The 21413-nt window shown below is 69.3% G+C and carries 17 protein-coding genes and 2 pseudogenes; 8 read left to right on the top strand and 11 right to left on the bottom strand.

Annotated features, from left to right (window positions below):
* Positions 1-19 precede the first annotated feature (19 nt).
* The 8 genes from AZL_RS20935 to AZL_RS20970 all read right to left on the bottom strand — a co-directional run bounded on the left by AZL_RS20935 (position 20) and on the right by AZL_RS20970 (position 8894).
* Positions 20-1060 carry a putative 2-aminoethylphosphonate ABC transporter substrate-binding protein gene (locus tag AZL_RS20935; RefSeq protein WP_012976460.1) on the bottom strand — a complete coding sequence of 347 codons (1041 nt, stop codon included), beginning with the start codon at positions 1058-1060 and terminating at the stop codon, positions 20-22.
* 187 nt (positions 1061-1247) lie between these two features.
* Entirely contained in the window at positions 1248-3875 is a 2628-nt protein-coding gene (locus AZL_RS33560) for a putative bifunctional diguanylate cyclase/phosphodiesterase (protein ID WP_012976461.1), read from the bottom strand.
* 33 nt (positions 3876-3908) lie between these two features.
* Entirely contained in the window at positions 3909-5636 is a 1728-nt protein-coding gene (locus AZL_RS35715; RefSeq protein WP_052293723.1) for a methyl-accepting chemotaxis protein, read from the bottom strand.
* Positions 5633-6139: a DoxX family protein gene (locus tag AZL_RS20950; protein WP_012976463.1), complete on the bottom strand. Its 507-nt coding sequence runs from the start codon at positions 6137-6139 to the stop codon at positions 5633-5635. The genes AZL_RS35715 and AZL_RS20950 overlap by 4 nt, the downstream gene beginning before the upstream one ends.
* Positions 6136-6975: an HvfC/BufC N-terminal domain-containing protein gene (locus tag AZL_RS20955; protein ID WP_012976464.1), complete on the bottom strand. Its 840-nt coding sequence runs from the start codon at positions 6973-6975 to the stop codon at positions 6136-6138. Before AZL_RS20955 ends, AZL_RS20950 begins: the two co-directional genes overlap by 4 nt.
* On the bottom strand, positions 6965-7882 hold the full coding sequence (locus tag AZL_RS20960; RefSeq protein ID WP_012976465.1) for an MNIO family bufferin maturase: 918 nt from the start codon (positions 7880-7882) through the stop codon (positions 6965-6967). The genes AZL_RS20955 and AZL_RS20960 overlap by 11 nt, the downstream gene beginning before the upstream one ends.
* A 4-nt stretch (positions 7883-7886) precedes the next feature.
* Positions 7887-8177, bottom strand: a complete 291-nt coding sequence (locus AZL_RS20965; RefSeq protein WP_012976466.1) for a BufA1 family periplasmic bufferin-type metallophore — start codon at positions 8175-8177, stop codon at positions 7887-7889.
* 51 nt (positions 8178-8228) lie between these two features.
* Entirely contained in the window at positions 8229-8894 is a 666-nt protein-coding gene (locus AZL_RS20970; protein ID WP_042444395.1) for a peroxiredoxin-like family protein, read from the bottom strand.
* A gap of 145 nt (positions 8895-9039) precedes the next feature.
* Between AZL_RS20970 and AZL_RS20975 the strand changes: the two genes are divergently transcribed.
* A complete protein-coding gene (locus tag AZL_RS20975) occupies positions 9040-9987 on the top strand; it encodes a LysR family transcriptional regulator (RefSeq protein ID WP_012976468.1) in 948 nt (315 codons plus the stop codon).
* Positions 9988-10097: 110 nt separating this feature from the next.
* Here AZL_RS20975 and AZL_RS20980 read toward each other — a convergent pair.
* Positions 10098-11111: pseudogene (locus tag AZL_RS20980) on the bottom strand (aldo/keto reductase).
* Positions 11112-11426: 315 nt separating this feature from the next.
* Between AZL_RS20980 and AZL_RS20985 the strand changes: the two are divergent.
* The 7 genes from AZL_RS20985 to AZL_RS21015 all read left to right on the top strand — a co-directional run bounded on the left by AZL_RS20985 (position 11427) and on the right by AZL_RS21015 (position 19037).
* Positions 11427-11879 carry a MarR family winged helix-turn-helix transcriptional regulator gene (locus tag AZL_RS20985; RefSeq protein WP_012976470.1) on the top strand — a complete coding sequence of 151 codons (453 nt, stop codon included), beginning with the start codon at positions 11427-11429 and terminating at the stop codon, positions 11877-11879.
* A gap of 69 nt (positions 11880-11948) precedes the next feature.
* Positions 11949-12866 carry an efflux RND transporter periplasmic adaptor subunit gene (locus AZL_RS20990; RefSeq protein ID WP_012976471.1) on the top strand — a complete coding sequence of 306 codons (918 nt, stop codon included), beginning with the start codon at positions 11949-11951 and terminating at the stop codon, positions 12864-12866.
* A gap of 10 nt (positions 12867-12876) precedes the next feature.
* Positions 12877-14952, top strand: coding sequence for an FUSC family protein (locus AZL_RS20995; RefSeq protein WP_012976472.1), 2076 nt, complete (start codon positions 12877-12879; stop codon positions 14950-14952).
* Positions 14949-15158 (top strand): DUF1656 domain-containing protein, encoded by a 210-nt coding sequence (locus tag AZL_RS21000; RefSeq protein WP_012976473.1) that lies wholly within the window; start codon positions 14949-14951, stop codon positions 15156-15158. The genes AZL_RS20995 and AZL_RS21000 overlap by 4 nt, the downstream gene beginning before the upstream one ends.
* Before the next feature lie 45 nt (positions 15159-15203).
* Positions 15204-16562 (top strand): PAS domain-containing sensor histidine kinase, encoded by a 1359-nt coding sequence (locus AZL_RS21005; RefSeq protein ID WP_042444397.1) that lies wholly within the window; start codon positions 15204-15206, stop codon positions 16560-16562.
* Entirely contained in the window at positions 16559-17569 is a 1011-nt protein-coding gene (locus tag AZL_RS21010; protein ID WP_012976475.1) for a nickel-dependent hydrogenase small subunit, read from the top strand. Before AZL_RS21005 ends, AZL_RS21010 begins: the two co-directional genes overlap by 4 nt.
* Before the next feature lie 4 nt (positions 17570-17573).
* The gene (locus tag AZL_RS21015) at positions 17574-19037 is read left to right on the top strand and encodes a nickel-dependent hydrogenase large subunit (protein WP_012976476.1); all 1464 of its coding nucleotides are present in this window, start codon (positions 17574-17576) and stop codon (positions 19035-19037) included.
* Positions 19038-19248: 211 nt separating this feature from the next.
* On the opposite strand, the gene AZL_RS21020 is transcribed toward AZL_RS21015, so the two are convergent.
* Together AZL_RS21020 and AZL_RS36380 are read right to left on the bottom strand one after the other, a co-directional pair.
* Positions 19249-20589, bottom strand: a complete 1341-nt coding sequence (locus tag AZL_RS21020) for an IS1380-like element ISAzs3 family transposase (RefSeq protein ID WP_012973088.1) — start codon at positions 20587-20589, stop codon at positions 19249-19251.
* Positions 20590-20713: 124 nt separating this feature from the next.
* Positions 20714-21177, bottom strand: a pseudogene (locus tag AZL_RS36380) (IS701 family transposase); the annotation flags it as partial.
* Between the last annotated feature and the right edge of the window lie 236 nt (positions 21178-21413).

The raw sequence follows: 21413 nt of genomic DNA on the forward strand, positions 1-21413 counted from the left end.
GATCAGGCTTTTCCCGGCCTCAGCTCTTCGGCTCGGACTTGGCGCCGTAACGCTTCTCCCAGGTCGCCAGGATGGCGTCGCGGTTGGTCGCGGCCCAGACGAAGTCGTTGGTCTTGTTCATCGCCGCTTCCGCGTTCTTCGGATAGTTCGGCGTGTCCTTGGTCACGCCGGGATGGGCGGTGACCTGATAGAAGTTCACATATTCCTCATTCGCCTTGCGGCTGGCCGCCCAGTCGGCGAGCGCCTTCGCGGCCTCGGCCTTGTGGGTGCCCTTGACGATGGCGGTCGCCTCCATCTCCCAGCCCACCCCTTCGGAGGCGAGGATCACGTCGATCGGCGCACCCTTGGTCTTCTGCTGGGCGCCGGTGTATTCGATCGAGATGCCGATGGGGTATTCGCCGGACGCCGCCATCTTGCAGGGCTTGGAGCCCGAATGGGTGTAGAGCGCGACATTGTCGTTCAGCTTGTCCATGTAGGACCAGCCCTTGTCGGCCCCCATGGTCTGGAGCCAGCCCGACACGGCGAGGAAGCCGGTGCCCGAGGAGGCCGGGTTCGGCATGACGATCTGGCCCTTGTATTCCGGCTTCAGCAGGTCGGCCCAGGAGGTCGGCCTCGGCAGCTTCTTCTTCTCGGCCTCGACCGTGTTGAAGCAGATGGCGGCCATCCAGGCATCCATGCCGACCCAGGCCGGCGGGGTCTTGGCATCGCGGAAGCCGGCCTTGAGAGCCTCGGCGCCCTTGGGCTGGTAGGGCAGCAGCATGCCCTGGGCATCGAGGATCATCAGGCTGGAGGCGGCGAGGCCCCACACCACGTCGGCCTTGGGATTGTCCTTCTCGGCCAGCAGCTTGGCGGTGACGACGCCGGTGGAATCACGCACCCATTCGATCTCGATGCCGGGATTGTCGGCCTCGAACGCCTTCTTGTAGGGGGCGAGCTGTTCATTCTCCAGCGCGGTGTAGACGGTCAGGCGGGTGGCGGCCCCGGCCTCAGTGGCGGATGCGGCGGCGGCCAGCAGCGCAAGCGCACAAGTCCCGAGCAGAATGGTGCGGCGGATCATCATGGGGGCTCCCGTGGTCCAAAGGGCGGTATGCGGTGGCGTCCTGGAACAGCGTGTTTTCCGCGGGCAGCGGTCGGTCGCCGCCGCCCCGGCACGCCAGAGTCTCTACGCCGAAGCGCCCCGTCGCTCCCGTTAAGCTTTGGTGACTCCCCAAGTGATGACGGCCGGTGATGAAATTCCCGTCTTGCGGTCAGGCGGCCGTCAGCAGCGCCTCGGCATCGGCCACGGACAATGGACGGGCGAACAGGTAGCCCTGGGCATAGTCGCAGCCGATCCGGGTCACGACCGCCCGCTCCTCCTCGGTCTCGATGCCTTCGGCGACGACCTCCAGCCCGATGCGGTGGGCGAGGTCGACGATGCCGCGCAACAGGGATTCCTGCCGGGGATCGCTGCCGAGCGCGCTGATGAAGCTCTTGTCGATCTTCATGACGTCGAAGGGCAGCCGGCTGAGATGCGACAGCGAGGAATAGCCGGTGCCGAAATCATCCATGCACAGGGCGATGCCCAGCGCATGGAAGCGTTCCAGAATGGCGCGGGCCTGGTCATGGTCGGTGACGGTCATGCTTTCCGTCACCTCGATCTTCAGCCCGTCGGCGCGGCCATCGGCGAGGAAATCGAGCATGTCGTCGACATAGCGTTCGTCCCACATCTGGCGGGCCGACAGATTGACGTTGACGGTCAAGGCGCCCCCGCCCGCCATGCCGCGCCAACGGGCGAGCTGCGCCACCGCCCGTTCCAGCACATGGCGGCCGAGCGGCAGGATCTGGCCGGTCTCCTCGGCGATCGGGATGAACTGGGCCGGGCTGACGAGGCCGAGGTCGGGATGGCGCCAACGCACCAGCGCCTCGAAGCCGGTGAGCCGTCCATCGGACAGCGCCACGATCGGCTGATAGACTAGGAAGATGTCCCCGGCCTCCAGCGACGGGGTCAGGTCGCGTTGCAGGCGGCTGCGGATCAGGATCGCTTCGCGCAGGGAGGCGTCGAACAACACGGTGCGGCCCTTGCCATGCTCCTTGGCGCGGTAGAGCGCGATGTCGGCGTCGCGCAGCAGCCCCTCCGGATCGTCGCTGGTCCCGTCATCGACCGCCAGCCCGATGCTGAGCCCGACCCGAAGCTCCGTGCCGCCAGCGCCGAGCGGGCGCTGGAAGGCGGACTCCAGCGCCCGCGCGCGGGCGATCGCCACCTCGCGGCCGGCGGGCACGACGACGACGAACTCGTCGCCCCCCAGCCGCGCCACGAATTCCCCCGGCTCCAGCGCCGCCGCGACCCGCTCCGCCGTCGCGATCAGAATGCGGTCGCCGACGGCGTGGCCGAGACTGTCGTTGACGACCTTGAAGCCGTCGAGATCAAGGAACAGCAGAGCCAGATCGCCCTGCCCGCCATCCGATACCGCCTGCCGGTCATGCAGCCAGCGGACCAGGAAGGCGCGGTTGGGCAGCCCGGTCAGGAAATCATGGGTGGCCTGATGGACCAGCCGCGCCTCGTAGGATTTGCGGTCGCTGATGTCGGCGGCGGAGCCGGCGAGCCGCGCCACCCGCCCGCCCGGATCGGCGGCGACGATGCCATGCAGATGAACCCAGCCGACATGCTCCTCCCGCATCCGGTCCGGCGGCAGGACACGGAACTCCACATCGAAGCTGGCGCCGTCCACCGACCGCTCGCCCTGGCGGATGGCGGACAGCACGGCGTGCCGGTCGTCGGAATGGATATGCGCCAGCAGGGCGGCGAGACCGGGCTCGCCACCGTCGGCGGGCAGATGAAGCATCTGGCGCAGCCGGGGCGACAGGTACAGCTCGCCACTGTCCAGATCCCAGTCCCACAAGCCGTCATTGGTGGCGGCGGCGGCCATGGCATAGCGGCGCTCGCTCTCGCCCAGCCGGCGGCTCTTCTCCTCGATGGCGGCGAACAGGCCGCGCAGGGCGACCCGGCTGTCCTCCAGGCTGCGGCCGAGCAGGCCCAACTCGTCCTGGCGGAACCCGGCGAAGCTGGCCCCCGCCCCTCTACCCTTGCTCCAGCCTTGAAAAGGCCGGTCGAGGTCGCGGCGGGCCAGCCGGCGGGCATCCTCCACCAGCCGGCCGAGCGGGCCGACGATGCGGCTGCGGGTGAACCAGACCGCCGCGCCGGCCAGTCCCAGCACCAGCACGGCGATCATGCCGCCGCCGACCGCCATCAGCCGTTGAAGGGCCTCGATATCGTCCAGCGTGGCGGCGGTCAGCCGGGCGCGCTGCGCGCTCAAATGGCTGTTCAGCGCCGCCAGCCCCTTCACCGCGTCGCGGCGGCAGGCGTCGAAGGCGTCCGCGGGTATGGCCGCCGCCGGATCCTGCATCTGCACCTGGATGGCGTCGAGGAAGGCGGCGATGGCGGTGATGGCCTTGGCCTCGTCCTCGCCGGGGGTGACGATGTCGCGGTAGATCTCCAGATTGGCCCGCGACAGCGACAAGGCCCGGTCGAGCGCCGCGTGATCGGCACCGCCGTTCTGCACCCCCTCGCGGTAACGGTCGATGACGCCGCCGAGACCAAGATGCCCGCGCAACTCCGACAGCGCGTCGGACTTGGTGGCGGCCTGGAGGTCATAGTCGCGCCAGCCGTCGGCCACCGCGTCCATGCCGCGCATCAGTTGCAGCCCGACCGCCAGCATCGCCGCCAGACAAACGACCAGCGCCGCCGCCAGCAGCAGGGCCGAGCGCGCGATGGTCAGGGTGCGGCGCCCCGCTTTGCCGCCGGCCCCGGAGACGGGTCCACCGGAAACGGGACCGGGCATGGCATTGGGCGCCGTGCCGGGCATGGCCCCGGCGTCCTCGTTGACGATGTCGGTCACGCCGGCCTTCCCTTTTCCCCGGACCCGTGGAAATCACGCGCGCAGCGCCTGCGAGAAGCTGTGAGAGGCGCCTTGAAGCCGCTCGGTCTCGCTGCCCAGCGATTGTGCGGCGGAAAACATGTCCTCCGCAACCCTGCCCGCCTGCTCGGCGGCCTGGGCGACCTCGGAGATGGCGGCGCTGACCGCGCCGGCCGCACCCGCGGTCTCCTGGATGTTGCGGGCGATCTCCCGCGTCGCCTCGTCCTGCTGGGTGACGGCGTCGGCGATCTCCCGCGCCATCTGGCGGACCTGTTCCAGGCTGCCGCCGATGCCCTGGATGGCGTCGACCGCGCCATCGGTGGCGCTGCGGATCGTCGCGATCTGCTGGGTGATGTCCTCGGTCGCCCGCGCGGTCTGGTTGGCGAGATTCTTGACCTCCTGAGCCACCACGGCGAAGCCCTTGCCCGCCTCCCCCGCCCGTGCCGCCTCGATGGTGGCGTTCAGCGCCAGCAGGTTGGTCTGGCTGGCGATGGCGTTGATCAGCCCGACCACCTCGCCGATGCGCTGCACCGCCTCGGCCAGGCTGGCGACGGTGGCCGACGAGCGGTCGGCCTGCTCGACCGCCGCCGTGGTCATGGCGACGGAGCCGCGCACCCGCTGCCCGATCCCGGCGATGGAGGCGGACAATTCCTCGGTGGCGGCGGCGACCGCCTGGACGGTGCCGGCGGTGCGGGCGGCGGCGGCGGAGACCTCCTGCGTGCTGCCGATGGTCCGGCCGGAGGAGTGCGCCAGATCCTGGCCGGTGCGGTGCAGCGTGGCGGCCCGGTCGGCGAGCGCGGCGGCCAGCGCGCCGATCTCCGCCTCGAAGGCCCGGAGATTACGCTCCAGCGCCTCCTGACGCTGGCGCTCCCGCTCCGCTTCGGCCCGCTCGCGGTCGCCGGCCGCGCGCAGCCGGACCAGCCCGTCGCGGAACACGCGGACGGTCCCGGCCATGGCGCCGATCTCGTCGCGGTGACCGACCGACGGCACATCGCTTTCCAGGTCGCCGCCGGCCAGCCGCTCCATGGCGGCGGCGAGCCGGGCCAGGGGATGGACGATGCGGCGATGGGTGAACCACAGGAACAGCCCGGCGATGGCGACCAGCAGCACCAGCGCGACGCCGCCACCGGTCATCACCGTACCGCCGAGCGTGGCGATGCCCTGGCGGTTGGCCTCGCCGAGCGCCGCACGGCTCCGCGTCAGCTCTCCGTTCAGCGTCCGCATGGCCGCCACCGCCGGTGCGGTGTCGAGCGCCGTACTGCGGACCAGCTGGTCGAGCGGGGTATGGGCCGCCACCCCGGCCTCGGCCTCCCTCAGCTTGGCGTCGAGCTGCGCCAGCGTCGCGGCGACGCTGTCGAGCGCGCTCGCCTCGGCCGCGGTCAGCTCGCCGGCATAGCGGTAGACCTCCAGATTGGCGGTGGCCGATTTCAGGCTCTGCCGCGTCTCGGCGGCGCGGGCCGGATCGCCGGTCAGCAGATAGTCGCCGAAGCGGTGGATCACCCCGCCGAACCCCAGCGCGCCGCGCAGATCCGACAGCGCGTCGGCCTTGGCGGCCGCCCCCAGGTCATAGGCGTTCCAGCGTTCGTCCACCTGTTGGATGCCCTGCACGGTGACGACGCTGACCGCCAGCACCAGCACCAGCACGGCGATCAGGCCGGACGACAGCAGCCAGCCGAGCTGGGCGATCCGCCGCTGTCCGGGCACCGGCGGACTCCCGGAGATGGTGGCATGCGGGGCGGTCATGGACGATCTCCGGTTTGACGGCGGTTGATGCAAAGGAGCCAATGGTCGAGCGACAGCCGTCCGCCGCCGCGGACGATCAGACCGGCGAGCAGCAGCATCCAGAAATAATGCTGCGGATTGCTGAAGGCCGGATTTTCGGCGCCCAGCACGAACTGGATCACCAGCGCCATCGCCAGCAGCGGCAGCGCCGCCAGCCGCGTCGCCAGCCCCAGGACCAGCAGGACCGGCATGGTCAGCTCGGTGGCGGCGGCAAGCAGCGCCGCGGCGTCCGGCGGCAGCAGCGGCACCCGGTATTCCTCCTGGAACAGGAAGACGGTCGCCGGCCAGTCGCCGATCTTCTGCAAGCCGGAGCGGAAGAAGATCGGCGCCATCGTCAGCCGGACCGCGAGGTCGAACAGCGGTGCGGCATGGCGGTCGAGCCACCCGGCGATGCGGTCGCGAGCATCCAGCCCATGCCGCAGCCAAACGCATGGCGGCCCGAAGCTTGCGGGCGATGTCGTCATGGATCGACCTCTTCGGTTCGGGTGACGGGGGGCTGCCGGTCCAGCGCGAATCCGGCCAGCAAGCGGTTCCGCAGCAGCAGGGCGAGCAGGGATTGAAGGTCGGCACCGGCCGCGGCCTCGTCGTCGGCCGCCTCGGCCAAAGTGGCGCCGGCCAGCAGCCCGGCCGCGAGCGCGCCGTCGGCGGCGGTCAGCCGGGCGCAACGCACCTCGCCACCCCCCTCCTCGGCGCCCTCCTCATCGCCTTCCCCGGCGGGACTGCGGCCGACCAGCACCGCTTCCGGCAGAGCCAGCGGGACGGCGGCGGCGTCCTTCCACAGCGCATGGATGGTCCAGCCGCTCCGCACCAGCCGCAGCGACGGATGGGGAACCAGCCGCAGGGCGCCGGCCTGCTCCGGCGGAATCGCCGAAAGCCGCGCGAGGTCGAGCGGTTCGGCGTCGGCGGCGAACAGGGCCTCGTGCATCGCCCAGTCGAGCCGGGCGAGATCGGACGCCCAAGGGGGAAGGCCGTCGGGTGGCGTCCCCGCCACCGCCTCCAGCCCGTCGAGCCAGTCGGCGAAGCCGGCGCCATAGCTCCACAGCATCGGCAGGCGGGGCGGAACCTCCACCGCGAAGCGGCAGGCGAGCGCGGTGAAGCGCTCCTCGCCCAGGGCGCGGCGCAGGGTCGGATGGGCATTGCCGAGGACGGCGGCCAGCGATCCCACCACCGTGTTGCGGTAGACCGCCAGCCGCCCGGCCGGCAGATCGGTCCGCAACGCCCTGGCGACCGCCGGTTCGCCCCGCAGCAGGAAGGCGGCGAAGTCGCGCTGGAGGCGCGCCAGTTCGGCGTCAGCCGGCATGGCGGTTCTCCCGCACTTCGCTCCGGCGCGTCCGCGTGTTCAGAAGTCGCTGCGCCCGCGCCGCCTCATGCAGCAGGCCGTCGAGCGGCGGCAGGTCGTTGTCCCATTCGATCAGCACCGGACGGGGACCGATGCGCTCCAGCACATCGGCGTAGAGCGCCATCACGGCGTCGCCGACGGCGCTGCCATGATCGTCGATCAGCAGCTCCTCGCCGTCGACCGTCATGCGGACGTGACCGGCCAGATGCAGTTCGCCGACCGCATCGGCGGGAATGGCATCGAGCCATGCCGTCCGCTCGAAACCGAGATTGACCGACGAGACATACAGATTGTTGACGTCCAACAGCAGCCCGCAACCGGTGCGCGCCGCCAGTTCGGCCAGGAATTCGCCTTCCGGAATGGCGCTGTCGGCGAAGGCGACGCAGGCCGCCGGGTTTTCGACCAGGATGCGCCGGCCGAAGGCGTCCTGGGCGTGGTCGATGTTGCGGCGGACCCGGTCCAGGCTGGCCTCGGTGTAGGGAAGCGGCAGCAGATCGTTGAGATAGGCGGTGTCGGCGATGCTCCAGGACAGATGCTCGGAGATCAGCCCCGGCTCCAGCCGGTCGTAAAGCGCCCGCAGCCGCATCAGATGGTCAGGGTCGAGACCGCCGGCGCTGCCCAGCGACAGGCCGACACCGTGGCAACTGACCGGCAGGTCATGCCGGACCCGCAGGATGCCGGCCAACCGCGGCCCGCCCGGAACCAGATAATTCTCGGGATGAATCTCGACCCAGGGGATCGGGCAACCGGCCGCGACGAGCGCCTCCCGATGCGGCTCGCGCAGGCCGATGCCGGCGGCGACCGGCACCGGCCGGACCGGGACGGCGGACGGCCGGGCGAGCGTGGAGGGAGACGCCGTCACGGCCATCGCCTTACGCCTTCTTCTTCGTGTTGGCGCCTTCGAACGGCTTCAGCGACCCCATTTCCGTGGTGCAGGTGCCGGCCTTGACCAGCTTCCAGTCGCCGCCGTCATAGGTCAGGTTGGTGTTGCCGGCGCAGGAATGCAGGCCCTTGGCATGGGCGCAGCCATTCTCTCCCGGCTTGGAGATGCCATAGCATTTCTCCATGTTGGACTGCGCTGCGGCCGGGCCGGCCATCAGCGTCAGGGCGCCGGCCAGGGCGCCGGCGATGGGGAGCAGGGCCAAGGTCTTGGGGGCGGTCATGGTTCGGTTCCTCTCATGTGGAAGGGCTCTGTGTGGAATGGCCGGCAACGGTCAGGCGGCCGGCACGCGGTCGTGCAGCAGGTCGACGAGCGCCTGCGGCTCCGGGCGTTGGGTGAAGTCGGCGTCGATGGCGGCGAAGCGGACGACGCCGCTGGGCGACAGCAGATAGGTCGCCGGGATCGGCAGATGCCAGGGCTCGCCGGGCGGACGGCCCTGGCGGGCGTTGAGGTCCAGGCCGCAGCCGCGATAGACGTCGCAAAGCTCGTCCGGCACGCGGTAGATGAGGCCATAGCTGCGGGCCACGGTGGCACCCTGGTCGGACAGGATGTCGAAATCGAGCGCGTTGCGCTCCGCCAGCGTCAGGCTGTGGTCCGGCAGCTCCGGCGACACGGCGACCAACCGGGCGCCGCCGGCGGTCAGCTGCGGCAGCGCCAGTTGCATGGACCTGAGCTGGGCGCAACAATAAGGACACCATTCGCCCCGGTAGAACAGCAGCACGACCGGTCCCGCCTCCAACGTCTCATAGAGCGACACCGTGCGACCGAGCTGGTTCGGCAGAGCGAAGTCGGGGGCCTGGAGACCGGGGCGCAACGCCCCCAGCTCGACACCGCGCGCCTTCAGATCGGCGATGACCCGGTCCATCGTCGCCAACACCGCCGGAGGCATGGTCTTTCCGGCCTGCGCCCGGATGTTGCGGAGTTGGCGTTGAAGACGCATCGGGCGATTCCCTGTCGGCGTGTTCGTTGCCGTGATCCTGTCAAAAGCCGGACTTGCGAAACAGAGGGGGACGCGCACAAGATTTTTGCGCAGAATGCATGAATGCGCCCAGGCGGGCGGGCGGGGTCGGAAGCGGGGGGAAGAAATGGACCGTCTGGACGACCTGACCGTGTTGGTGGAGGTGGTGGACAGCGGCAGCCTGTCGGCGGCGGCGGAGCGGCTCGGCCTGTCGGCATCGGCGATCAGCCGGCGGATCGCCCAGATGGAGAACCGGCTCGGCACCCGTCTGCTGGCGCGCACCACCCGGCGGATCGCGCTGACCGACGCCGGCGCCACCTTCTGCCTGCGGGCCCGCGCCATCCTGGCGGCGTTGGACGAGGCGGAGCAGTCGCTGACCGAGACCGGCGAGGAGCCGCGCGGCACGCTGCGCGTCACCATGCCGGTGATGTTCGGCCAGATGCGGGTGGCGCCGCTGCTTCCCTCCTACCTGCGCCGCCATCCCGGCGTTTCACTGGAGGTCAGTCTGAGCGACCGCGTCCAGCGGCTGGTCGACGAGGGGCTCGATCTGGCGATCCGGACCGGACGGCTGGCCGATTCCACCCTGATCGCCCGCCGCCTGCGGCCGTTGCGCCGCTCCGTGGTGGCCAGCCCCGATTATCTGGAACGGCGCGGCGTGCCACGGTCCCCGGCCGATCTCGCCCGCCACGACTGCCTGACGCTGCTGTCCGGCTCCGGCCGTCCGGAATGGGAATTCCTGGTGGGGGAGCGGCGCGAGGTCCTGCGTCCGGCCGGTGGTTTCCAGGCCGACAACCTGTGGATGCTGCGCCATGCCGCGGTGGGCGGGCTGGGTCTGGCGCGGCTCGCCGACTTCATTGTCGAGGAGGACATCCGCGCCGGCCGCCTCGTCGCCGTCCTGACCGACCTGGAAGTCATGGACGAGGCCATCCACGCCGTCTATCCGGCGACCCGCCATGTCTCGCCGAAGGTCCGCAGCTTCATCGAGCATCTGCTGGCCGGTCTGAACGGCCAGGACGCCACCGGGCCGGCCGACGGGCCGACCAAAGGCCCGGCAGCCACGGCCAAGACATCATAGCTTTTCATGCCTTAACCGAACGTGGGATGGCACCCTGGTCAGGCGGCCTGGGTGGAACCGCGGGCGGCCATGGAGCCACCCGCATGGCGGGGCTGGATCGGGGTCGCGGTTCAGTCCGCTATGGGAAGCGGAGCCGCCGGATTGACCAGACCAGCCTCGCGAAGATCGCGCCAGAAGCCCGACGGAATGGTCTCGCGCAGGGCGGCACTATCCTCGGCGATGCGGTCCGGGCGGCTGGCGCCGGGGATGACCGCCGCGACGGCCGGATGGGCGAGCGCGAATTGCAGTCCGGCGGCCTTCATAGAGATCCCGTAGCGGTCGGCGATCGCCTTGATCGCCGCGATCCTGGCGCTCATCTCCGGCCTGACGGGGGCATATTCGAAATTGGGTCCGCCGACCAGCGCGCCGGAGCTGTAGGGGCCGCCCACCACGATGCCGAGGCCACGCTCCCGCACCATCGGCATCACGCGCTGAAGCGCATGGCCATGGTCGAGCAGGGTGTAGCGCCCGGCGAGCAGGAAGCCGTCGGGACGCGGTTCGTCCAGCGCGAGCAGGAGTTCGATCGGTTCGACCCGGTTGACGCCCAGGCCCCAGCCCTTGATCACCCCTTCGTCCCGCATCCGGTCGAGCGCGCGGAAGGCGCCCTTGCGCGCCTCCTCGAACCTGCCAAGCCAGTCGTCGCCGTAGAAATCCTGCGCGACGTCATGGACGAAGACGATGTCGACATGATCGGTTCCGAGGCGCCTGAGGCTGTCCTCGATCGACCGGTAGGTCGCGCTCTCCGAATAATCATTCACGACCTTGTTCGGACGGCCATGCTTGAAGACGTCACCCTTCTCGCCCTGGTCGCGGGAACCGGCATCCTCGACTTCATCGAGAATCACCCGGCCCACCTTGGTGCTGATCACGAAATCCCGTCGCGGCTTGTCGGCAAGCGCGGCCCCCATGCGGATTTCGGCGAGGCCGGCGCCGTAAAAGGGCGCGGTGTCGAAATAACGGATGCCGTCGGTCCAGGCGGCCTCCACCGTCGCGCGCGCCTCCTCCTAGGGAATGTCGCGGAACATGTTGCCCAGCGGGGCTGAGCCGAAACCGAGATGTGCCGGCAGAATGTCCTTGAACGCCATGATCCTGGCCCTTCATCGCGCTTCCGCGATCCCGATGATTGCGGTGAAGGGATGAAGCTACGTCCGCGGGCGGCCCCGCGGAAGCCGCCGCCCGCTCCCATTACCTGTGAAGCGAAATCACAATTGGAGGCCGGGCGGACGTCTGGAGCCACGCCGCCGCCCGCATCGCCGCGCATGGGTCGCCGCGGACATCGCGTGGTTCCAGCTCCCGTCGAGAGGCCACCGCACCGCAACAAGCCAGCCATGCGGCAGGCGGGGCCATCAAGCGCCGCCCGCCCTCTTGCCCGATTTAGATAGCAAACCTATTAAATAGGGATGCTACCTGATAAGGCTCTGCGCCTTCCCCCCAATTTCGGTCTGCACCTGTTCCGCGCCTCCCATCTGTGGCGGCGGGCGGCGAATGCGGTGCTGGCGGACAGTGGACTTTCCACCTCGGCCATCGCGCCGCTGATGCTGCTGGCCGAACTCGGCGACGGGCTGCGCCAGCGGGAACTGGCGGAGGAGATGGGGGTCGAAGGCCCGTCGCTCGTCCGGCTGCTCGACGGGCTGGAGGCGGCCGGGCTGTTGAAACGGCGCGAGGATCCCTGCGACCGCCGGGCGAAGACCCTGCACATGACCGATGCCGGCCGCGAGCTGTTGCTGCGGATGAACGAGGCGCTGAACGATGTCCGTCAACGGTTGATGGCGGGCGTGACGGAAGCCGATCTGGCGGCCTGCTTTCGGGTGCTTTCCATCATCGAGGCCAATGCCAAGCGTGAACAGACCTGACCGCGGCATGTTTACCGGAAGCGTACTGCGCGCCGGTCGCTGCGCCGTGGTGATTGAGGAACCAAGATCGTGACAATCCTTCCTTCCTTCCGGACGGTGGCCCGGATCGCCGTCACCCTGCTGATGACCATGGCGGCTGTCGGCGGCGGCCTGTGGCTGTGGGATTATTACATGAACGAGCCCTGGACCCGTGACGGCCGGGTGCGCGCCGACATCGTCCAGATATCGCCGGATGTCGCCGGCCTGGTGACCGACGTGCGTGTGAGCGACAACCAGCTGGTCCATACCGGCGACATCCTGTTCGTCGTCGATCCCGGCCGTTACCGGCTGGCGGTGGAGCAGGCCCAGGCCAATCTCGACAGCGCGAGGGCCGAACAGGCCTACCGCACCGCCGAGGCGCGCCGTTATGAGCAGTTGGGCAACAGCGTCGTCTCCACCGCCCAGCGCCAGGAGGTGACGGCGGCGATGACGAAGGCCGCCGCCGCGACCAAGCAGGCCGAGGCGGCCCTCGACCTCGCCCGCTTCAACCTCGACCGGACCGAGGTCAAGTCGACCGTCGACGGCCATGTCACCAATTTGCAGCTGAAGGCCGGCAACTATGTCGCCGCCGGTCAGGCGGTGGTGGCGCTGATCGATGCCAAGTCCTTCTATGTCATGGGATATTTCGAGGAAACCAAGTTGCCGCGCATCCATGTCGGCGCTCCCGTCTCCGTCCGCATCATGGGGGCGGGGACGGAGCTGCGCGGCCGGGTCGACAGCATCACCCGCGCCATCGTCGACCGCGACCGGGCGGAAGGCAGCGGGCTGGTCGCCAACGTCAACCCGACCTTCAACTGGGTCAGGCTGGCCCAGCGCATCCCCGTCCGCATCGCGCTGGACACGGTGCCGGACGACCTGCAACTGGTCGCCGGCCGGACCGCGACGGTGTCGCTGTCCGGCGCGTCCCCGCGCCTGCCGAAATTGGCCGACCTGATGGGCGGACGGTGAGCGTGCCGCGATGACCAAGGCCCCTTCCCTCGACGAGCTGGTCTTCTCGCTGAAGTCGTTCGCGGGTGCCATGCTGGCGCTCTATGTCGCCTTCGGCATGGGGCTGCCGCGGCCCTTCTGGGCGATGCTGACCGCCTATGTGGTGTCGAGCCCGCTGTCGGGCACCGTACGCTCCAAGGCGCTGTACCGCGTCGCCGGCACGGTCGCCGGCAGCATCGCCTCCATCATCCTGACCGTGGAGCTGGTCGAGGCGCCGGAACTGCTGTCGCTGGCGGTCGGGCTGTGGATCGGCGGCTGCCTGTTCCTCTCGCTGCTGGACCGCACGCCGCGCAGCTACGCCTTCATGCTGGCGGGCTATACCGCCGGGCTGATCGTCTTCCCCGGCGTCGCCAGTCCCGAGGCGATCTTCGACACCGGGCTGGCCCGGGTCGAGGAGATCATTCTCGGCATCGTCTGCGCCACCGTGATCCACAGCCTGGTCCTGCCGCGCGGCATGGGGCCGGTCCTGCTCGCCAAGCTCGACGCCGCCTTGCGCGACGCCGAACGCTGGACGCTCGACGCGCTGGAGCAAGTGGCAACCGATGCCCGCCTGCGCGACCGCCACAAGATGGCGACCGATCTGACCGAATTGCGGGTGATGACCACCCACCTGCCCTATGACACCTCCGACCTGCGCTGGATGACGCGGCCGATGCGGGCCTTGCAGGACCGGATGGTCTATCTGCTGCCGGTGCTGACCGCCGTCCATGACCGGCTGTCGGTGCTGCGCCGGCGCGACGGCGCGCTGCCGCCGGAACTGGCGCCGGTGGTGCTGGCCGTGCATGACTGGGTCGCCGCCGGGGCCGGGGCCGATCCGGCGGAAGCCGGCCGGCTGATCGAGCGGATCGACCGGCTGGAAGCCCTGGAGTGCGGACAGGCCGCCGCCGGCTGGGAGGCGGCGACGCGGTTCAGCTTCATCCGGCGCCTGCGCTCCCTGGTGGAGATCCACCGCGATTGCCGGGAGCTGAGGGCGCACATCGCCTCGGGCGACCATGCCCTGCCGGACCATCTCGATCCGCTGGCCCGCAAGCGGTCGCGCGGCGTCTTCCATCTGGATCCCGGCATGGCGGCCTGGTCGGGAGCGGCGGCGCTGCTGGGGATCGTCACCATCTGCGCCTTCTGGATCCTGACCGGCTGGTCGTCGGGCTCGGCGGCGGCGATGATGGTGGCGGTCTTCACCTGCTTCTTCGCCTCGTTCGACGATCCGGTGCCCGGAATCCGGCTGTTCCTGATCTACACGCTGGCCTCGCTGCCGCTGTCGGCCTTCTATCTGCTGGTGGTGCTGCCGTCCTTCGACAGCTTTCCGATGCTGGTGCTCTGTCTGGCGCCGACGCTGGTGGCGCTGGGCATCTTCGTCGCCCGGCCGGCGACGATGGGCAAGGCGATGGCGCTGATCTTCGGCATCGGCGGCTCGCTCAGCCTGCTCGACACCGGCAATGGCGATTTCGCCTCCTTCCTGAACAGCAGCATCGGCCAGATCGTCGGCATCGTCACCGCCATGCTGGTCACCCATATGTGCCGGTCGGTCGGTGCCGCGTGGAGCGCGCGGCGCATGCTGCACATCGGTTGGCGCGAGCTGGCCGATGTGGCGCGGATGCGCAAGGTGTCTGCCAATGACGGGTTCGAGAGCCGGATGCTCGACCGCGTCGGGCTCTTGTCCGCCCGGCTGGCCCAGGCGGGAGGGTCGGTGGATGTGGACGCCATCGACGCCGTGCGCGATCTGAGGGTCGGGCTGAATCTGGTGGAGCTTCAACGGGCGAGGCCGGTGCTGGGGAGCGTCGGCGGGGAGGCGCTGGAACGGTTGCTCGGCGGTGTCGCCGCCCATTTCCGTGCCCTCTCCGCCAAGCGGCCCGACCCCGCGCCGACCAATCTGCTGCGGAGCATGGACGATCTTCTGGCCGTGATCGCCGCCGCCCCCCTCTGCACGGAGCGTGACCGCGCCGTGGTGGCGCTGGCCTCGCTGCGGCGCAGCCTGTTTCCGGACGTGGTCCTGGAGGCGTCGCCGTCCATCCACGAAACCATGCATCGGGAAAGGGCCCGCGCATGATCGGCGATCTCGATATCTACGGACTGTTCCTGCCGCCGCTTCTGGTCCTGGCCGTGGTGGCCTGGGCGGTGTCGGCGCTGCTGCGCCGGGGCTTGCGCGCGGTCGGGGCCTATCGCTGGGTCTGGCATGCCCCGCTGTTCGACTTCGCGCTCTATGTGCTGGTGTTGAGCGGTCTCGCCGGCCTGTGGTCGGTCTGGATCGTCTGAAATCCTCCAACACCGCGGGTGGCGCGGCATGCTAATCTATCCGGCATGATCGCCCCCCTGTCTCATCCCTTCGCCAATCCCGGCATGACACCCGATGCCGACGCCGAGAGCGCCTGGATCGAGGTCATCCGCAAGATGGACGAGACCTACGCCAATCTCGTGACGCAGCAGGTGGAGCTCGAGCGCAAGAACGCCGAGCTGGAGGAGGCGCAAGCCTTCATCGCCAGCGTCCTGGGCTCTATGACCGACGTCCTGATCGCCTGCGACCGTGATGGCCGGATCGAACAGACCAACCCGGCGGCGGAACGGGCGCTGGGCTGTAGCGGGCGCGAGGCGACGGGGCGTCCGCTGCGCGATTTCCTCGATCCCGCATCGCACCCCGCCTTCACCCGCTTGTGTGGTGCCGCGCTTCAGCGCGAGGAGGTCAGCGATGTGGAGCTGTCGCTGCTCGGTCCCGCCGGCCCCTTCCCGGTCGCGGTCAACAGCACGGTGCGCTACGACCAGCGCGGCCACGCCATCGGGCTGGTGCTGGTCGGGCGGCCGGTGGGGGAGCTTCGCCGCGCCTACCGCGACCTCGCCGCCGCCCATGAAGGGCTGAAGCGGACCCAGCAGCAGCTGGTCCAGTCGGAAAAGATGGCCTCGCTCGGCCGGCTGGTCGCCGGTGTGGCCCATGAGCTGAACAACCCGATCTCCTTCGTCTACGGCAACGCCCATGCCATGCGCCGCTATGTCGAGCGGATGACCGCCTATCTCGACCATGTGCATGCCGGTGCGGCGGCGGCGGAGCTTGCGGCCCTGCGCAAGGAATTGCGCATCGACCGCGCCCGCGCCGACGCCGCGGCGACACTCGACGGCATGCTGGAGGGAACGGAGCGGGTACGCGACATCGTGGCGGAGCTGCGCCGCTTCTCGTCGGAACAGAAGCACGCGTCGGAACGCTTCGATCTGACCGCGCTGCTGCGCTCCGCCGTCGCCTGGGTCGCCAAGGCGCAGATGCCGGATCTGACCGTCATCTTCGATCTGCCCGATACGCTGGACATCGCCGGCCATCCCGGCCACCTGCATCAGGTCGCGATGAATCTGGTCCAGAACGCCATCGACGCCATGGCCGGCGCCGCGGTCAGGCGGCTGGAGCTGCATGGACGGGAGGAGGCGGGGACGGTGGTCGTCACCATCCGCGACAGCGGCCATGGCATTCCCGAGCCGATCCTGGGCCGCGTCTTCGATCCCTTCTTCACCACCAAGCCGGTCGGCAAGGGCACCGGGCTCGGCCTGTCGATCAGCTACCAGCTGGTGCATGACCATGGCGGCACCCTGGCCGCCGCGAACCATGCCGAGGGTGGAGCATTGTTCACCCTGACCCTGCCGGCCGCCGCCGGCCGCCGAGATGGAGGTGGGCCATGAGAGACCGTCCCCTGTCCGTGCTCTGGCTGCAATCGGGGGGCTGCGGCGGTTGCACCATGTCGCTGCTTTGCGCCGAATCCCCGGATCTGCCGACGCTGCTGGAGACCGCCGGCATCCGTCTGCTCTGGCATCCCAGCCTGTCGGAGGAGACGGGAGCGGAGGCGGTGGCGCTGTTCGCGCGCCTCCTGGCGGGGGAGGAGCCGCTGGACGTGCTGTGCGTGGAAGGATCGCTTCTGCGCGGGCCGAACGGCACCGGGCGCTTCCATGTGCTGGCGGGGACCGGGCGGCCGACCATCGATTGGGTGCGTGATCTGGCCGCCGTCGCCGGCACGGTGGTTGCCGTCGGCACCTGCGCCGCCTTCGGCGGCATCACCGCCGGGGGCGAGAACATCGCCGACGCCTGTGGCCTGCACTATGACGGCACGCGGCCCGGCGGGGCGCTGGGACGGGAGTTCCGGGCACGCGGCGGCTTGCCGGTGATCAATGTCGCCGGTTGCCCGACCCATCCGAACTGGGTGACGGAGACGCTGATGCTGCTGGCGGAAGGCGCGCTTTCCGCCAATGACCTCGATGTGTATCAGCGCCCGCGCTTCTACGCCGACCATCTGGTTCATCACGGCTGCCCGCGCAACGAATATTACGAATACAAGGCCAGCGCGGAAAAACCGTCGGATCTCGGCTGCCTGATGGAGCATATGGGTTGTCTCGGCACCCAGGCCCATGCCGACTGCAACACCCGCCTGTGGAACGGCGAGGGATCCTGCACCCGCGGCGGCTATGCCTGCATCAACTGCACCGCGCCGGGCTTCGAGGAGCCGGGGCATGCCTTCCAGCAGACGCCGAAATTCGCCGGCATTCCCATCGGCCTTCCCACCGACATGCCCAAGGCGTGGTTCGTCGCGCTGGCCTCCCTCGCCAAGGCGGCGACGCCGGAGCGGGTGCGCCGCAACGCCGCCGCCGACCGCATCGTCGTCGCCCCGACCGTCCGGCCTCCACGGAAAGGTTGACGCGGTGAACGAAGCCCCCAATCGCCGCCTGATCGTCGGCCCGTTCAATCGCGTCGAGGGCGATCTTGAGATCCGGCTGGAAATCTCCGGCGCGAGGGTTTCGGCCGCCTATGTGAACGCGCCGCTGTTCCGCGGGTTCGAACGCATTCTGGAGGGGCGCGACCCGATGGATGCGCTGGTGGTGGCCCCGCGAATCTGCGGCATCTGCTCCGTCTCGCAAAGTCATGCGGCGGCGCTTGCGCTGGCCGGTGCGATGGGGGTGGAGATCCCGCGAAACGGCCTGTTGGCCACCAACCTGATGACGGCGACCGAGACTGTCGCCGACCATCTGACCCATTTCCATCTGTTCTTCATGCCCGACTTCGCCCGGCCCGCCTATCGGGCGCGGCCTTGGTTCGACCGGGCGGAGGCGCGCTTGAAAGCGGGCCAGGGCAGCGCCGTGCGTGGTGCCACCGCGGCACGGGCGGCGCTGTTCCATGTGCTTGGCATTCTCGGCGGCAAGTGGCCGCATACGCTGACTCTCCAGCCCGGCGGCGTCACCCGGGCGATCGATGGGCGCGACCGGGTGCGGCTGCTCGCCACCATCCGCGGCTTCCGCCGGTTCCTGGAGGACAGCCTGTTCGGCGCACCGCTGGCCCGCGTGCTGGCGCTTGCCGAGCCCGAGGAATTGGAGCGCTGGCGCCTGTCCGGCCCGGCCGGGGATTTCCGGCTGTTTCTCGAAATCGCCGAGGATCTGGACCTCGCCCATCTCGGCCGCGCCTATGGCCGCTTCCTCAGCCATGGCGCCTATGCCGGTCCGGAGGGCGGACATCTCTACCGTCGCGGCACCTTCGCCGACGGGCGGGATGCTCCCTTCGACCCGGACCTTGTGGCGGAGCATCACCGTTTCAGCCGCATGGCCGGGCAGGACCGGCCGCACCCGCCCTTCGCCGGCTCGACCGTGCCGGATGGGCTGGACGAGATCGGCTACAGCTGGTGCAAGGCGCCGCGGCTGGCCGGTCTGCCCTATGAGACGGGGGCGATCGCCCGGCAACTCGTCAATGGCGATCCGCTGATCCGGGCGCTGGTGGCGCGGGATGGCGGATCGGTCCGCAGCCGCGTCGTCGCCCGCCTGCTGGAGCTGGCACGGACCACCGACGCGATGGAGGGCTGGCTGCGCGCCGTCGAGCCGGCCGCTCCCTGGTGCGTCTCGGCGGAGGTTCCGGACCATGCCGAGGCGGTGGGGCTGACGGAAGCGGCGCGCGGGGCCCTCGGCCATTGGCTGAAGCTGGAGCGCGGTCGCATCGCCGGCTACCAGATCATCGCCCCGACCACCTGGAATTTTTCACCGCGTGATCTTCACGATGTTCCAGGCCCGCTGGAACAGGCCCTGGTCGGCGCCCCGGTCCAGGAGGGAGAACCGACCCCGCTGTCGGTACAGCACATCGTCCGGTCCTTCGATCCGTGCATGGTATGCACGGTGCATTGAAGGAATATTACCCCCTCCTCCGAATCGGTGGACATCTCTGCTAGCCGCCTTTATTCACCAGGGTGGCGAGCGGTCTGGTCGCCGCGTTGAGATGATCAACGTTGGGCTGTATGGGCGCGCGTCGTCGGCCGCCGCGCTGACGGCGGCGTGACGGTGTCGGAGTTGGTGGTGGAGGGGATTGGGTGACGGCTGGGGCACGCTGCCCCGGTGCTCAGCAGATGAGCCGGGGCATGCGGCCGAGGGCGAGGTGGATGATCGCCTGATCAGGCGCGCTGGTCGGCAGGTGCACCTTGATCTGCGTCTTCATCTCCACGATACGCGCGGCGGTCTTCACCAAGCGCAGCCGCAAGGTGTCGAATTGCACCGTGCGCCAGCGGGAGCGTTTCGGCATCAGCGAGCGCAGGCTCCACAGCAGCCAGTACGCCCCGGCGTGCAGGAACAGGCGGAACTGGTTGGCCGTCGCCTTGGTGCAGGAGGTCCGGTCTGCGGCAAGGTGGGATTTCCAGGCTTTTATATGATTTTCCGCCTGTCCCCTCGCGCAATACAGGCCGGCATACAGCCAGCGACCCGTGCCGTGGCGTAGGTTGGTGACGATGAAGCGGCTGTCGGTGCCCTGGTCTCCTGCCTCGACGCGCGCGACGATGCGGCGGACCCGGCTCCAGGTGCTGGCCCCGTCATAGAATTCCTTGAAGCGGCGCACCTTGTCGGCTCCGGGCATGGCCTGGAAGCGCGCCGCGGTGCTGGCCTCCAGCGTGGTGACGTGACGGCGCAGTGTGCTGCTGGTCGGCAGACCGAGCACGTAGTCGAGCCCCTCCGCCTCGCACCAGTCCAGCACCTCCGGGCAGGCGTAATGGCCGTCGGCGCGCAGCAGGATCTCGGTCTTGGGCCAGTTTGCCCGAATGGCGCGGAGCAGGCGACGCAGGAAGGTCCGGATCTCCGTCCCCTTGGGCCGCTTGGCTGGGCGCAGCACAGCGGTGACAAAGCGGCCGTTGCCGTCGAAGACAACGATGGGCTGGAAGCCGTACTCGTCATAATGGGCGTTGAACAGGCGCAACTGCTGACCGCCATGCACCGTGTCGAAGGTGTCGTCTACATCCAGCACGATGCGCTTGGGCACCTGGCGAAAGGACGCGCAGTAGAGATCGACCATGGCTCGGCCCATGCGCAGCAGTGCGCGGGTATCCGGCAGGTTCTCCAGGCGCGAGATGGTGGCTTGCGAGCAAAGGTCACGCTCGGACGGCAGGCGTTCCAGGGCCATCTTGAACAGCGGGTCGGAGCGTAGGCTGCCGGCGTCGTTGCCGTCCTCGTAGCCCGCCGCGATGGCCAGCAGGCGAAAGCCGATGATGTCGGCCAGCGAATGCACGGTGCGCGTTGGATCGCGCGGGTCCTCAATACAGGCGGCCAGCCGATCGGCAATCCGCAGCCGCTTCGCCACCTCCCGCAGCACCAGCAGCCCGCCATCGGAGGACAGGCGGCCGCCATCAAAGCGCCCGATCACCGGCTTTCCAGCAACGGGTGACAGGCCGGGCAGCGGCAGGGTATGATCAACCATGGCGGGTGGGCGCTCCGGAAACGGCAGGAGTTGGCGTCAGCACCCAAATCCTACGGCCGCTCAACGGATGCCGCTACACCCGCCAACCCTCATGAATTTTCCCGGCTAGTACTAAAGCCGGTCTTTATCGGTTTGCGTGCGGCGTCTCCAATGGGATCGTCGCGCCCGCTGCTGATGGCGTCTTCGCCAGAGAGACCAAGCGATAACGGCGGCGCGGTCTGGCTGCGTCCAAGCCACGAGATGGTGAAGCAGGCGGCGAATTTCCGGCACGGTCAGCGGAAGAAGGTCGGCGGCGAGATCGAGCGGGTCCTCTCCCCCGATGGCCGCCTTGCGCAAGACGGTGAGAAAGGCGAAAGCCAGCATGGCCAGGGTGATGTGGCGGTGCCAGCCGGTCCAGGACCGCACCTCGTACTGGTCGAGCCCGACCTCGCCCTTGGCTATCTCGAAGGCGGACTCGATGGTCCAGCGCGTCCCGGCCACGCGCGCCAGATCCTTCAGCGTGGCCTCGGGCGGGGCGCAGGTCAGGTAAAAGGTCAAATCGCCGTCGGTCGGACGGCGGCGGATCAGCAGCCCCTTGCGCCAGCCCTCCGGGGCGGCTCCGCGGTGTCAGGCGACACCTGGAACTGCCCCCCTGGCGACATGAAGGCCGCCCCCCGGTTGCCCCGGTGGGCCCACAGGCTTGATCCTCCTCGGGCTGGAAAATTGCCCGCCGGATCAAGCCTATGGACTGGGACAACCTGAAGCCCACGCTGCGGCAATGACGGCAGAGGGGGCAGCGCTCGTGTCGCCAAGGGGGCAAATTGGGGCTCTTGGAAATTTTGTGT

It is taken from the genome of Azospirillum sp. B510 (genome assembly GCF_000010725.1).
Lineage (GTDB): Bacteria > Pseudomonadota > Alphaproteobacteria > Azospirillales > Azospirillaceae > Azospirillum > Azospirillum lipoferum_B.

What these genes read in the sequence shown, in the direction of transcription:
- AZL_RS20935 (WP_012976460.1), bottom strand. Translation starts at nt 1,060, where the DNA reads ATGATGATCCGCCGCACCATTCTGCTCGGGACTTGTGCGCTTGCGCTG.
- AZL_RS35715 (WP_052293723.1), bottom strand. Translation starts at nt 5,636, where the DNA reads ATGACCGCCCCGCATGCCACCATCTCCGGGAGTCCGCCGGTGCCCGGA.
- AZL_RS20950 (WP_012976463.1), bottom strand. Translation starts at nt 6,139, where the DNA reads ATGACGACATCGCCCGCAAGCTTCGGGCCGCCATGCGTTTGGCTGCGG.
- AZL_RS20955 (WP_012976464.1), bottom strand. Translation starts at nt 6,975, where the DNA reads ATGCCGGCTGACGCCGAACTGGCGCGCCTCCAGCGCGACTTCGCCGCC.
- AZL_RS20960 (WP_012976465.1), bottom strand. Translation starts at nt 7,882, where the DNA reads ATGGCCGTGACGGCGTCTCCCTCCACGCTCGCCCGGCCGTCCGCCGTC.
- AZL_RS20965 (WP_012976466.1), bottom strand. Translation starts at nt 8,177, where the DNA reads ATGACCGCCCCCAAGACCTTGGCCCTGCTCCCCATCGCCGGCGCCCTG.
- AZL_RS20970 (WP_042444395.1), bottom strand. Translation starts at nt 8,894, where the DNA reads ATGCGTCTTCAACGCCAACTCCGCAACATCCGGGCGCAGGCCGGAAAG.
- AZL_RS20975 (WP_012976468.1), top strand. Translation starts at nt 9,040, where the DNA reads ATGGACCGTCTGGACGACCTGACCGTGTTGGTGGAGGTGGTGGACAGC.
- AZL_RS20985 (WP_012976470.1), top strand. Translation starts at nt 11,427, where the DNA reads ATGCTACCTGATAAGGCTCTGCGCCTTCCCCCCAATTTCGGTCTGCAC.
- AZL_RS20995 (WP_012976472.1), top strand. Translation starts at nt 12,877, where the DNA reads ATGACCAAGGCCCCTTCCCTCGACGAGCTGGTCTTCTCGCTGAAGTCG.
- AZL_RS21000 (WP_012976473.1), top strand. Translation starts at nt 14,949, where the DNA reads ATGATCGGCGATCTCGATATCTACGGACTGTTCCTGCCGCCGCTTCTG.
- AZL_RS21005 (WP_042444397.1), top strand. Translation starts at nt 15,204, where the DNA reads ATGATCGCCCCCCTGTCTCATCCCTTCGCCAATCCCGGCATGACACCC.
- AZL_RS21010 (WP_012976475.1), top strand. Translation starts at nt 16,559, where the DNA reads ATGAGAGACCGTCCCCTGTCCGTGCTCTGGCTGCAATCGGGGGGCTGC.
- AZL_RS21020 (WP_012973088.1), bottom strand. Translation starts at nt 20,589, where the DNA reads ATGGTTGATCATACCCTGCCGCTGCCCGGCCTGTCACCCGTTGCTGGA.